The sequence below is a fragment of the Gilliamella sp. X-60 genome (assembly GCF_057063585.1).
Genome location: NZ_JBXSQJ010000021.1, coordinates 26,261 through 39,636, shown reverse-complemented (window position 1 = coordinate 39,636; position 13,376 = coordinate 26,261). Strand labels below are relative to the sequence as shown.

Sequence of the window (13,376 nt, the reverse complement as noted above, 5' to 3'; positions counted from 1 at the left end):
TTGTTATTTTACACAAAAAATCAGAGAAAAATAATAAAATATTAATTTTATTATAAAAATAAAGCAGAATAAAATATTTATCAAAACGGTAATTATCTAAAATCGACACAATCAAAAAAAGGCAACCCAATGGCTGCCTTTAATCGTATTAACTGACTAAAATCACTTTTTATTTGGATGAGGATCTTTAACTGAATCACCCTGCCCAGACATAATATACCACCCATTTTTGCTATGCGGTTTTTTATTATGATCAGGGCAAGGAGGTAACGATTTTTTGCTTTGGTTTGAATACATATAGCCACAATCGGCACACTTATAAGTACCAGCCGAAACATCACTACCATATGGAGCAAATTTTTGTACCATGATAAGTTTCCTCCTAATAAAATTGTCGATAAGTCCAATTACTTATCAATGTATATATAAGCGCTGATTTAAGAAAAAAGCAAGTACAATTTTTCAACAAAAAAATCAATAAAATATTTATTTTTATTACACAAAAAAACTTTTTGAAAGTGCATTTATTTTATTGAAGTTTTTATTTTGTTTTTTTTAAATAAACTAATCCTTTTGATATTGCTATCGTTTTGAAAAATTGGGATCATGGGGCTTGCTTAAAATAGCGTTACTATTTTGTTTTAACACAAAGCAAATCAACCATCTTAATGCCTTAATAATAAACAATATGCCATATGCCAAGCCACTTAAAACTGGAAATAAAAATGCACATAAAAAAACAAAAAATTCATTTAAACCAATACGGTAAACCACAGCACTAAAGAAAACAGCTCCACCCCAAAAAATACAAAACAGTTCGCCTAAAAACAGCCCTAAAAACGAGGTAAATTGGCAGGTATTTGGCTCAGTAAACAGTTTTATCAACATCAAAACAAATAAAACAACTTCGATCAATAGGGTTAAACCTAAAAACAGAAAAATAATAGGCAAGTAAATATTTGAAGAAGAATCAAACTTAATAGTCGCCAATATAGGAATAATCATAAATAAATAAATAACAAATAGCAAAGGCAATAAGCAATGTACCAATGTTGAGCACTTTTTGGAGCCTCTGTTTGGTTACTAATCTCAATTAGCACTCCTTTTTCGTATTAACATAGTGTATTTATCTAAAGAATAATGCACAACAATGATTACAAATTCAACAATTAATTAACAGGTTATGCAAAAATAACGCCTTGAATATGCCAAATTTACTCAAATAAAGGCAACATAATGGCAGACTTTTAATTGTATTCATAATCCAGCACTAGCTAGGTTGTCAAATAGAAAAACGTAGAAAAACATTGATTTTATTGAATTTTTATATTGGACATCTAACCAATAAAACACCTAAAAAAACTGCTCCTTTAAGCTCTCAATAAAGCCCAAATCCACATTAATCGGGTATACACTACGTTGCCAAGTGAGTAGGTAGCTGGCTTGTTGTGGGGTGAGGGGTAGTTAATTAAGTTAAACCAATTTTCCAAATTTTCAGCTAGGCTTATTTGTTAATAAATCTAAACGCCGTTATGCCATACCACTTAAGTTTGAGGCATTGATGGGATCTTAACCATATAACTAATTAATTTTAATAAAAATGGTCAAACAGAAAACTTCAATAAAATCGATGCCTTTCCTAAATAATTTTTATCACTATTAGTTTAATAAATCATCCACCTGTAACTATCCCCCCTAAAATAGTACAGAAAAAGAGGATTTAATCATGAAAAAAAGACAGTAAAATTAACTTGAATAAATATAAACAATAAACGATTTTTAACTAATTTCATGATTTTATTTACTAAAATGAAAAATTGTGAAAAGTGATAAATCATTTGATGGTGACCTTACTGGACTTGAACCAGTGACCAATCGATTATGAATTCTTTAATGTAACGTTTAAAAACAATAAGTTACAATTTAATCAATAGGTTGAGAATGCATATATAGGCAAATTAGACTATATAAAATCACTCTCAACCACCAATTCACTACCATTATTCTAATGTAACAATAGCAGATATTTTTTCTTCAATTTTAGGTTTTAAATCTATCGTGTTATTTTTATGATGGATAACAACCCATTTTTTATTTTTAGTACAAAAATAGCAAATATACAGATTGTAATATTTATCTGACATAACATTATTAACAATACATAATTTGTAGTTACTATCTTTTTCCATAAAATGTTTATATTCATTGGGTGTTAGTATAATTCGTTTTCCATCACCAAATAATCCTTTAACTTCAATACAAATTGTAGTGTTATTTTTCTTGGCTTCCAGATCCCAGCCTTTATTTTCTTTAGCTACATTATCAACTGTATATCCATTTGTTTTATAATATTGTATTACTCGTTTTTCAGCTTTTTTTTCTGTCTTCTTTTTTAACTCTGGATTAGCGTTAAAAATTCCTTTTTTTGATTTTGTTGACGCAATAAATTCTGTATAGTTGCTAATGAATTTTTTAATTGATTTTATAAAGTCAATACTCTCGTCACTATCGGCATACCAATATTGGGTTCTACCCATAAAGCCTTTTTTAAATCTTGGGCAGATAATATCTCTTTCTTCAAATGGAAGTAAAACGCAATTATCTTCATCAGATTCAAACCAATAACCACTATCACTTTCTAAAAAAGAAGATTTTTGTTTATAACGGTATACCTTAGCATTGTTATACCATCCAATAATAACATTCCCTTTTTTTTCTATAGGATCTCTGGCAACCCATACAACACAGACATCATCTATAAAATCTTTATCTACTCTGTTTACTTTTTCAATTCTTTCTAAGTTTAGATTATTAGTTTTTTTGTCTACTCGAACATATCCATAACAATGCCCATTCATTGAATAGAAATTTGTTACTTCCCCACCATACCCATGCTCATTAACGAAAGAACCGCCTCCAATTAAAAGATCGTCATCTGTTTGTCCTTGATAATTCTTCATCCAACCAATATTACAGAACAATATTTTCATAAAATTACCTATTCAATTATATTCAACGGATTCAACCTTACCGCATCTTCAAAGTGATCAGGTGCAAAGTGTGCGTAATGCATGGTCATTTTGATATCGGTGTGGTCGAGTATTTTTTGTAAAACTAAAATATTGCCACCATTCATCATAAAATGGCTGGCAAAAGTATAGCGTAATACGTGGGTTAGCTGTCGATCTGGTAATTCTATTCCTGCACGATCGATTGCCGAGCGGAACGCTGAATAACAGGGGATAAATAAACTACCATGCTTTTTGGGAATTTCGTTAAAGAGTTTGTCACTAATTGGAATGGTTCGATTACGTTTGCCTTTGGTGTTAATGTAGGTGATTTTACCATCTTTTACTTGAGCGCCCTTTAGGCTTTCGGCTTCGCTCCATCTTGCTCCTGTTGCTAGGCAAATTTTAATAATAATGGTTAAATCAGTGGAAGTACTTTGCTCACAAGATAATAGGAGTTCGTGAATTTGCTCTTTAGTAAGATAAGCCATTTCTTGCTCATCGGTTTTAAATGGGCGTATTCTTTCAAGCGGATTGCTATGTTGCCACTCCCCTAGCCGAATTAACTCATTAAACATGGCTTTAAAATAAGTTAATTCAAGATTCATTGTACGTGGAGCAACGTTTTTTATTCTGTCAGTACGAAATATTTCACCATCAATACGTTTTTGACGATAATTAGTAAACTGCTTAGCTGTAAAATGAGTAGCTAATGGATCATTAATGCATTCACAAGCAAATAACATCGCCTTGAGGCGTGTTTGCCCGTCTTTAAGCGTTTGCCCATGTAATGAATACCAACTGTTAATTAAATCCGATAAATGGCGTTTATCAATCTTTTCACCCAACCAAGGCTTTTGGTTGGTTTGCTCTTCTAAATAATTTTCGTAAGCCACCACCTCGCCTTTGGTGGCGAAAGTTTTACGAACCCTACGACCACCATCAAGGTATTTTTCAAATAACCACTTACCTAATTTTTGTTTGCGAACTGTCATTTTATTTATTTAAGTATTTATTTTTAATATATCCAGAAATATTATCAATTTCAGGAAACATTGTGGCATCATTAATTGCTAACGTTTCTAAATCCTTTAACATAGTTGCTTTGTCACCACTGATTACTATTTTTACTTCATTATCATTCTTATCTTTGGGCCTGAAAGAAAAATGCTCTTTAGGTGGGGACATTTTTTTTAATGTTTCATGATCGAAACCAAATATAATAAAAGCCCCTTTTTGATTAATAATACGAGGATTATTTTGCTTAGGCTTTACACAAAACGGGGTAAATAAATCTGAACAAATAATTTTGTCACAGTCAAAGTAATACTTGTCTGCTCTTATGAATTGAAAATACTTATTAACCAACCCCTCATCAATAAAAAATAATAATCCCTCAATTAAAGAATCAATTTGTTGATATAGCATATTAAATAATAACAGTAATTCATCTACAATTGTTTCACAAACTCTTTCCTCTGAAAGGCTTTCACATGAAATTATTTCATCTAATTTCGTATAGATACTTACTACTAGTTTTTCAAGAGACACATTTTGGGATAAATCATCACATTTCGACTTGACATAGTCGCAAAGATTTAAATAATCCTTTTGGTAATTTATCAAAGAGTTATATATATGTTCTTTAATAAAATTGAAATTAGCTAGATCATTATTATCTTGTTGCATCAATTTTATATTATAGATAGTCGGATATAAATTTTTACTAATAACATTTTTTAATCTTATGGTCGTGCAATAAATAAACAAATGCATACCACTGAAATTATTATTTGTCTTAGTAAGATTGCTTAAAAGTGTAATAGTATCACTATTATAATTTTTTATACCCTTATTCGGAAAATCATACAAAATAACACTACCAGCCTTATCTTTATTTCCTGTGCAGGCAAAATATAACGCTACAAGTGGATTTTCGGTTACATCTAAAAGACGTGTTGGAAATTCGTAATGTTGCATCAACACTAGATGTTCAAATGTATTTTGACAATTGGCAAAATTATCAGGGCATTTACTAACCAATTCGTAGAACATTTCATGTTCATTTTTTATTAGTTTTTCATCTCTAAATATAGAAGGATAATCTTTATCAACATAATCAAGCTTGCTAACACCTCGATAAAACCGTTGATAACCTTCTTTCAAGGGAATAGACTTTATTACATCAATATATTGTGCAACAGAATCTATATTGATTTGTTCTCCCATATTTTATTTATCCTTATTTTGATTTAACACTATTCTTTAATCACAAACCTCATCAATTCGAAAAGATACGAACATGGTTTTTTTATCATTAATGTATAGCGATAAACAAACTGAAGATCGTTATTTTGGGATAATGATACAAAATCATTACTTTCACACGTTCTTTTGTCGAATATCATTTGCACATATAAGGCAAGAATCTCTGGTGTGTACTTTTTACTATTATCGTTATAAAGATAATCATAAATAATATATTGCCCATCAGCAGTGATATTTGCTAAAGATGTTTTATCATTAATTTTTATTGGGAATTTCCCATATTGCTTTTGAATTTGTTGTTTAGCAATCCGAGCCAACTCTCTCGCTACACTGTTTGGACTGGCATAACTCATTGAAGAAAATAACAAGCAGATTACAAATGATAGAACTATTTTAAATACTTTCTTCATATGTTTCTCTCCTATTTTTTAATTTTCTTACATCAACTTAGCCTTTAATTCGTTAAACTCTTGATCAGTTATTGCATCCTTTTCTTTTAGGCAGTTCAGCCGTTCCAGCTTATCCAACGTATCATCAGAAAGAATTGTTTCATTTGGTAACAATTCACCTTTACCGTTAGCAACCATTCTAATGAAGCTCTTTTTTAATTAAACCCCCAACCCCTTAACATACTCCAAATCTAATTCGAGGACTTCGGTTAGAAAGCGACGTGGGCTGTATTCTTTTCCTGCACATTCAATATAAGATTCAAAGCGTTCTGTTTTAAATGTGCGTTCATCGTTACTGTCAAAGCAGTAACCAGTGAAATAAACTTCGTCATACGAGTTTATTTGGACTTTATCTAATAACAATTCTCTTTTGCCGCTGGAATATCCAAATGAAATTGAAAATACGCCAGAATTCCAAATTGTGGTTAGGCTATTTCTAAAATTTTCAAAATCTCGCTCTCGTTGTTTGTATTCGTTATCATCTGAATCATCAGAATAATGTGAATAGTTATATGAAGCAGTTTGATCCGATGCCTTTTTAGTATCAAAGCAAGCCCTAGATTTTTCAATTTCCGAATTTAAATTATTGTTCGCCTCAACCTGTGCATTTTTGTTGCTTTGTCCACAGATTGCTCGACCTAACAAAATCAAACCACAAACAAAAAATGAACAAAGAGAAATAGCGCCTAAAGTAACCATCGTTGGATTAGACGGCAAATCGTCTTTAGGAAAAGTAATGATATAGATAGCAAAAATTATTAAACTAAAAATTAAAACCTTTTTCACCGTGATCTTATGTTTTTTTGTAGACATTATTCATTTCCTATTAAATCAATTTAGCCTTTAATTCGTTAAGCTCTTGATCGGTTATTGGACCCTTTTCTTTCAGGGTGGCCAGCCGTTCCAACTTACCTAACGTATCATTAGAAAGGAGAGTTTCTTTTGGTTGTTGTTCGGTTGGTAAAAATTTACTTTCACCATTAGCTAACCATTTTAGTGTGGCGCCTATTTCAGCCATACAACGAATAACCCAATCAGAAGGGGAAAAATATCTTTTATATCTTAAAGAAAGATTTACTGATTTTGTACCAAAGTGATTACAAAGTTGTAATTTTGCACAAAATCCATAGGCTTTAATTATTCGATCTATTACAGCGGCTCCGCCACTATCAAAATTAACTTGCATAATTTTAATCTCAAGTAATAAAAATTCATTAACAACATCTTAAGATTAAATTAATTTAATTTAATCTTAAGATTGAATAAATCATATAAAAACACATATAAACACTTAATTGGGAATAATGCACTATGACGCCAAGAATATCAATAGCTATTTCAGTGCTTTATGTCACTGTTGATGAATTTGCCCGTGTATCAGGCATGAATCCTCGCACAGTAAAAAAATACATTAGTGAAGGCAAGCTTCCTATCCGTAAAAAGCAAATCACTGGCAAATACGACCGCTCAATCACCTTTATCAATATGGTGACTTAAATATTAAAGAGGAATAAACAATAAGCCACACAATCTATTTAAGTCCAAAAGTCGCTAATAAGTCAGCTTTAATTTCTTATCCAGATTAATGACCACAACCCTAAAGGTTATATCGAAAAGTCAAACGGTAAAGTAATTAAGTTGTATAAGAAGTTAATTGCGGATTAATCAAGTTAATCAATAAAAGTAAGTAATCATGTTTTGTCAGATATCGGATTCAGAACAGCAGGCTACTTTTTTGCTTGGAAATAAAAAACGCAAGACTAAGTGCACTTAACCCTAGTTTATTCAATTCTGGGGTTACATGAACACAACACGAAATACTCAAGCAACTAATCAATACAGCTTTTTGCGTGAGTTTCATCGCCCATATAGACCAAACCAACGAATCTGATGCTTCATTTTTAACACGTTTATACAATGATTTTAATGCCGCTGTAACATTAAAAAAACGGCATACTGATTTTTTTCAAAAAAGGACTGGCAAAAACGATAAATGGTCAAGACATCCACCCATAAACTTGGCGATCAGTACCGCTTTGCTATTGCTGATAGAAATATTTACACGGGTGTAAAATCTTATTGGATTGACTACCGCCACTTAATAAAATTGACTGATTTTCATAATGTGATTTTTAAATGTAAACTTTTGATTATATTGATTGATGGTGGCCCCTACTGGACTTGAACCAGTGACCAATCGATTATGAGTTCTTTAAAGCTGTATTTAAAATCAACAACTTATAATTAAATCAAGCGGTTAAAAATACATATATAGACATATTTAGCTATATAAGGATATAGTCAACCGCCATTTTATCGCCAATTAATTAGTTTCTTTTTCTTTACGTTCAATAGCTAATTTTATTAAAGCTAGCATTCTTTCATACTTATCAAGATCGTTATAAAAAAACAAACCTAAAATCATTAACCCACCATACGAATAAGGAATTACTTCAATCCATTGCCAAGAAAGTGCCTTAACCTGAGGTAATAGACCAAGTAATGATATAATACCAGGAAATATCCCCAACTTATCTAGTGGTCCAAGCACTAAGCTAATTCTTCTTTTTAGACATTCATATGCATGATTTAATTCTAAATAACCAAATTTCAATTGTTCTATATCCAATGATATAAGAGCTTTTAAGTACTTTTTATCTATGACGTAGTTACTCTTCACATTGAAATTAATTGAATGATTCATTGGTAAAGTAAAACTTTTAATATCTTTTTTTAAACTTCTATATATAAATTGAGAGTAATTAAAATGAATCAATAGAAGAGATATTAATAATAACCAAAATGGGTAAAGAGAATCTTTATCTATTAATGATATTATTATTGCAAACACATATAAAATAATGGCTATTACGAGTGATAGATGTTGAATGATGAATGATAATGTTCTTTGTTTTAAATTAAGTTTTAGTTTTGGCTTACGCTTATTTTTCTTATAATAATTTTCTAATTCAATTTTTTTTAATATATTTAATAATTTCATTCAATTTCCTCTTAGTCATTTAATGGATTCAACCTTACCGCATCTTCAAAGTGATCAGGTGCAAAGTGTGCATATCGCATGGTCATTTTGATATCGGTGTGGCCGAGTATTTTTTGTAAAACTAAAATATTACCGCCATTCATCATAAAATGGCTAGCAAAAGTGTGGCGTAATATGTGGGTTAGTTGTCGATCGGGTAATTCTATTCCTGCACGATCGATTGCCGAACGGAACGCTGAATAACAGGGAGTAAATAAGCTACCATTCTTTTTGGGAATTTCGTTAAAGAGTTTGTCACTAATTGGAATGGTTCGATTACGTTTGCCTTTGGTGTTAATGTAGGTGATTTTTCCGTCTTTAACTTGTGCGCCCTTTAGGCTTTCGGCTTCGCTCCACCTTGCTCCTGTTGCTAGGCAAATTTTAACAATAATGGTTAAATCGGTGGCTGTGCTTTGCTCACAAGATAATAGGAGTTCATGAATTTGCTCTTTAGTAAGATAAGCCATTTCTTGCTCATCGGTTTTAAATGGGCGTATTCTTTCAAGCGGATTGCTATGTTGCCACTCCCCTAGCCGAATTAACTCATTAAACATAGCTTTAAAATAAGTTAATTCAAGATTCATTGTACGTGGAGCAACATTTTTTATCCTATCTGTTCTAAATATCTCACCATCAATACGTTTTTGACGATAGTTAGTAAATTGTTTGGCTGTAAAATGAGTGGCTAATGGATCATTAATGCATTCACAAGCAAATAACATCGCGTTTAGGCGTGTTTGCCCGTCTTTAAGCGTTTGCCCATGTAATGAATACCAACTGTTAATTAAATCCGATAAATGGCGTTTATCAATCTTTTCACCCAACCAAGGCTTTTCGTTGGTTTGCTCTTCTAAATAACTTTCATAAGCAAGTGCCTCGCCTTTGGTCGCAAAGTTCTTACGAACTCTGCGACCGCCTTCAAGGTATTTTTCGAATAGCCATCTATTACCATTTTTACGAATTGACATATTTAATTTTACTTATTAATAAAAACACGGTTCATTGCTTCGTTTATTTTCTCTTTATCAAATTGAGATATAGACTTCATTTCACTTTTTTCTTTCATTTTATTTTTAAAAGAATCTAATGCACGCATTTCTTCTTTGTTATCAGAAAGAAAACGGCTACTTAACTCTAATAAAGACAACACATAGGTAAGCTGAACACCATTTAATTTACATATACGATTTACAAATAACTTTATATTAATAAACGATAATAAAGGAGTATTATAAACACGCTCAGAATTTAATTTATCTTTAGCATATTCATAAGGATTATTAAAAAATTGCTTAGCATTATTTTTAAAAATGTTGTTTTTGATCTCATCGATTCTATCGTCTCTTTTCTTAATAAATTTTTTAAATTCGTCAGTATCATTGCTGTGAAAACATAAACCATGTGAAGATATATTCATTGATGGTAATGTATATTGCCTTAAGTTTTGTATTGCATCCATTTTAGGTAGACGATTATCCTTTATATATTTGATAAAATAATCAGCAATACTTTTGTTGCCTTTTATTACCCCGTATTTTCTTAACTCTATAAATATTCCTACAAGATGTGTTATGACATAAATATCATCATAAAAATTAATTTTCAAATTATCCTTAACTTTCTTTAAAGCAGACATGCATTCTTTTCTATTTAAACCAGAAAACCCCCATAATATCTGCCATTCATTTTCAACCTTAGGATTATAAATATTATTTAATTCAACTTCTTTTTGCAAAAGCTTACTATCAATAACTCCATCAAATAATATTTTTTCCCATATTGGGATATCGAGAATAAATGAATGGGTATTTACAGAATAGATATCTCTTATTTTTTTTATACATTTGTATTCATATTCATCTTTTTGAATAATGAAATCATTTTTTGTAATTCTACCTAATTTTGATTCAATATATAACATTAAAAAAAATCTTAATATTTCATATAAAAACTCGTTTTTTTCTTGTTTTGTGATATCTAAAATTTGAGATGAAAAATCCTGAAAAGAACAAAGTGCCATCCTTAATATACGTAAATTTTGGCATTTAGACTTAATTAAAATATTAAAAATTAATGATTTAAATTTATCTTCCAAAATAATTTCTTTTAAATCATCATTAGTAATTAATTCCTCAATGAATGGATCTAGGACTTCATTTAATTCTGGCTCAAGATTGAATTCTTTACCGATTATTTTTTCTTTAATTTTTACATAAACATTATCTTCACTATTCTTGGCTTTTATAATTTCTTCTTCATTGGCTATAAGAATCACATGATTTTCTTTATGCTCAACAAATTGATTAATAAAACCGAATATACTTTCTAATGGCATTGAAGACCGTTCTATATCATCAAAAACCAGTAATTTATCTCGTGTTAATTTAAATGACTCTAAAATTTTTTCCGAATCGATATCTAGTTTTAGATATTTGGAAAAACCCCGAATAATATTTTTTGAAAATGCCCTTATATTAACTATACTCGAAGAAGCATCATCTTCTAACTTATCGATAAAACAACTTTCAAATAACAAATCATACAATTCAGAAACAGAGCTAACCCCATTTAATGACATATAAATATATTGTTTATCTAAATTTGCTAATATTTTACTAATAAATGTCGTTTTACCTATACCCCATTTACCTTTCAGTAAAATAGCAAATTCAGGGGCTTCTAACTTAATATAATTAGTGATTGATTCATATATTAATGAATTATGAATGTTCATCATCATATCCTTGTAAAATGGTATCATCAGATAAAGCTTTTTCTCCTGCTGTATTGAGCTTCTTTAATTACAAACCTCATCAATTCGAAAAGATACGAACATGTTTTTTTTATCATTAAATGTATAGCGATAAACAAACTGAAGATCGTTATCTTGGAATAATGATACAAAATCATGGTTTTTACACGACCTTTGGTCGAATGTCATTTGCACATATAAGGCAAGAATCTCTGGTGTGTACTTTTTACTGTTATCGTCATAAAGATAATCATAAATAATATATTGCCCATCAGCAGTGATATTTGCTAACGATGTTTTGTCATTCATCTTTATTGGAAACTGTTGGCCGTATTGCTTTTGAATTTGTTGCTTAGTGAGGCGGGCTAACTCTCTTGCCACACCATTTGGACTAGCATAACTCATTGAAGAAAATAACAAGCAGATTGCAAGTGATAGAACTATTCTAAATACTTTTTTCATATGTTCCTCTCCTATTTTTTAATTTTCTTAAATCAACTTAGCTTTTAATTCGTTAAACTCTTCATTGATTATTAAGCTTTTTTTTAGACTTCTCCAATATTGCATTTTTTCAAAATATTGTTAGATAAATCTTTTTTAAATCACTCCCCCAACAATATCTCACCGGTTTCTAAAAAGTTTAAGAAGTCGCTTTCATTCATGATGCTAATTCCCATTTCTTGTGCTTTTTCAATTTTGTTTTGGCTAGCGTTATAACCTATGCATAATATTTGCAAGTTTTGAGTAACACTTTTTCTTACTGTTAGATCTTTTGCTTCTGCTAGTTCGATTAATCGTTGTTTATCGGCTTGTTTAAACCCTGTAAAATGAATATCAAATGTTTCTTTTTTAGCTTTACTTTTTTTCCTCGAACTTTCAGCATTATTGCTAATTTGTAACACACGGGTTAAAAACTGCTTAATAGTGTAATCATGATAATCATATTCAATAGTAGACATAATGCGTTCTACTTTAAACGTTCGAATTTCATCACGAATAGCACAGATACCAGAAAAATAGATTTCACCATATTGGTTAACCAATACTTTATTTAAATTTAAAAGACGATAGCTAATATCATCATTTGCATCAGAATAAGAAAACTCAATATCTTTTGAACCTACCCACAATGTTTTTAGTTTAGATTCAAAATTATCTTTTAAATATCGATCACGTTCTTTAGCTTTTTTCTCTTTTTCTTCTGCTGTTGGAGGTGTGTAAGAAATGCTTCTAACTGGGTTATGTTTTTTTTCTTTTTTTGCATCTGCTTTAATTGCTTTTTTAACTTTGGATTTTAGAATTTTTTCAGGTGAGCTTTTAGATAATTTTGCTGTGCCAAAATTAATCGTATCTGAACTTGTTGTATCTTTTTGTTCAGTAATTTTTGAGGAATCATTGCCTTTTTCTGCCTGTATAGAATTTGAAATATTAACTTTTGATATTAACTTGAATAAAATAAAACGTATTGCAACGAAAAGAGTAAATATTATTGAGGAAAAAAAAGAGATAACAATTGCAAATGATGATGACAAAAATAAAAATTTATTCTTATCTTTATCAACAAATACAACCAAAAGAATTGATATGCAAAAAATTAAGAAACTAATGCCGCTAAATTTTAAAACTACTTTGTTGGTGCTTGTTATTAATTTTTTTACGGTCAAAAACAGAAAAGATACTAAAAATCCTAAAGCTGAAAAGAAAAATAAAACGACAATAAAAAGACCTAACATTATAGATTTTTCGTCGTAATTAGTTGCCAATGAAATAGAAGAAACAAATGCAAAAAAACAAACAATCATAAATAAAAATAATACTTTATTTGAAAATAGATGATTGTTTGTCATCTTTTAATCTCC

15 protein-coding genes are annotated in these 13,376 nt (G+C 30.1%); 1 reads left to right on the top strand and 14 read right to left on the bottom strand.

The genetic code is table 11. The features are described from left to right. Positions 1-162 precede the first annotated feature (162 nt). The 9 genes from ACYIAM_RS10600 to ACYIAM_RS10560 form a co-directional block, all read right to left on the bottom strand. Positions 163-369 (bottom strand): hypothetical protein, encoded by a 207-nt coding sequence (locus tag ACYIAM_RS10600; protein ID WP_174796983.1) that lies wholly within the window; start codon positions 367-369, stop codon positions 163-165. Positions 370-582: 213 nt separating this feature from the next. Beyond that, the gene (locus ACYIAM_RS10595; RefSeq protein ID WP_483748230.1) at positions 583-915 is read right to left on the bottom strand and encodes a hypothetical protein; all 333 of its coding nucleotides are present in this window, start codon (positions 913-915) and stop codon (positions 583-585) included. A 1,085-nt stretch (positions 916-2,000) separates the two neighbouring features. Further along, entirely contained in the window at positions 2,001-2,990 is a 990-nt protein-coding gene (locus ACYIAM_RS10590) for a protein NO VEIN domain-containing protein (protein WP_483748229.1), read from the bottom strand. 8 nt (positions 2,991-2,998) lie between these two features. Next, positions 2,999-4,003 carry a phage integrase gene (locus ACYIAM_RS10585; RefSeq protein ID WP_483748228.1) on the bottom strand — a complete coding sequence of 335 codons (1,005 nt, stop codon included), beginning with the start codon at positions 4,001-4,003 and terminating at the stop codon, positions 2,999-3,001. A gap of 1 nt (position 4,004) precedes the next feature. Further along, entirely contained in the window at positions 4,005-5,237 is a 1,233-nt protein-coding gene (locus ACYIAM_RS10580) for an FRG domain-containing protein (protein WP_483748227.1), read from the bottom strand. A gap of 29 nt (positions 5,238-5,266) precedes the next feature. Then, on the bottom strand, positions 5,267-5,686 hold the full coding sequence (locus ACYIAM_RS10575; RefSeq protein WP_483748226.1) for a hypothetical protein: 420 nt from the start codon (positions 5,684-5,686) through the stop codon (positions 5,267-5,269). Between the two features lie 27 nt (positions 5,687-5,713). Continuing rightward, a complete protein-coding gene (locus ACYIAM_RS10570) occupies positions 5,714-5,863 on the bottom strand; it encodes a hypothetical protein (RefSeq protein ID WP_174796978.1) in 150 nt (49 codons plus the stop codon). Between the two features lie 21 nt (positions 5,864-5,884). Then, positions 5,885-6,538, bottom strand: a complete 654-nt coding sequence (locus ACYIAM_RS10565) for a hypothetical protein (protein ID WP_483748225.1) — start codon at positions 6,536-6,538, stop codon at positions 5,885-5,887. Positions 6,539-6,551: 13 nt separating this feature from the next. Next, a complete protein-coding gene (locus ACYIAM_RS10560; protein WP_483748224.1) occupies positions 6,552-6,911 on the bottom strand; it encodes a helix-turn-helix domain-containing protein in 360 nt (119 codons plus the stop codon). A 125-nt stretch (positions 6,912-7,036) separates the two neighbouring features. On the opposite strand from ACYIAM_RS10560, the gene ACYIAM_RS10555 reads away from it, so the two are divergent. Then, positions 7,037-7,222, top strand: a complete 186-nt coding sequence (locus ACYIAM_RS10555; protein ID WP_483748223.1) for a MerR family transcriptional regulator — start codon at positions 7,037-7,039, stop codon at positions 7,220-7,222. Between the two features lie 826 nt (positions 7,223-8,048). On the opposite strand, the gene ACYIAM_RS10550 is transcribed toward ACYIAM_RS10555, so the two are convergent. The 5 genes from ACYIAM_RS10550 to ACYIAM_RS10530 all read right to left on the bottom strand — a co-directional run bounded on the left by ACYIAM_RS10550 (position 8,049) and on the right by ACYIAM_RS10530 (position 13,364). Further along, positions 8,049-8,726, bottom strand: a complete 678-nt coding sequence (locus ACYIAM_RS10550; protein WP_483748222.1) for a hypothetical protein — start codon at positions 8,724-8,726, stop codon at positions 8,049-8,051. A gap of 11 nt (positions 8,727-8,737) precedes the next feature. After that, positions 8,738-9,733: a phage integrase gene (locus ACYIAM_RS10545; RefSeq protein WP_483748221.1), complete on the bottom strand. Its 996-nt coding sequence runs from the start codon at positions 9,731-9,733 to the stop codon at positions 8,738-8,740. Positions 9,734-9,741: 8 nt separating this feature from the next. Beyond that, a complete protein-coding gene (locus ACYIAM_RS10540) occupies positions 9,742-11,499 on the bottom strand; it encodes a P-loop NTPase fold protein (RefSeq protein WP_483748220.1) in 1,758 nt (585 codons plus the stop codon). A 63-nt stretch (positions 11,500-11,562) separates the two neighbouring features. Next, positions 11,563-11,979 carry a hypothetical protein gene (locus ACYIAM_RS10535; RefSeq protein WP_065590180.1) on the bottom strand — a complete coding sequence of 139 codons (417 nt, stop codon included), beginning with the start codon at positions 11,977-11,979 and terminating at the stop codon, positions 11,563-11,565. A gap of 140 nt (positions 11,980-12,119) precedes the next feature. Next, on the bottom strand, positions 12,120-13,364 hold the full coding sequence (locus ACYIAM_RS10530) for a BRCT domain-containing protein (RefSeq protein WP_483748219.1): 1,245 nt from the start codon (positions 13,362-13,364) through the stop codon (positions 12,120-12,122). Positions 13,365-13,376: the final 12 nt, after the last annotated feature.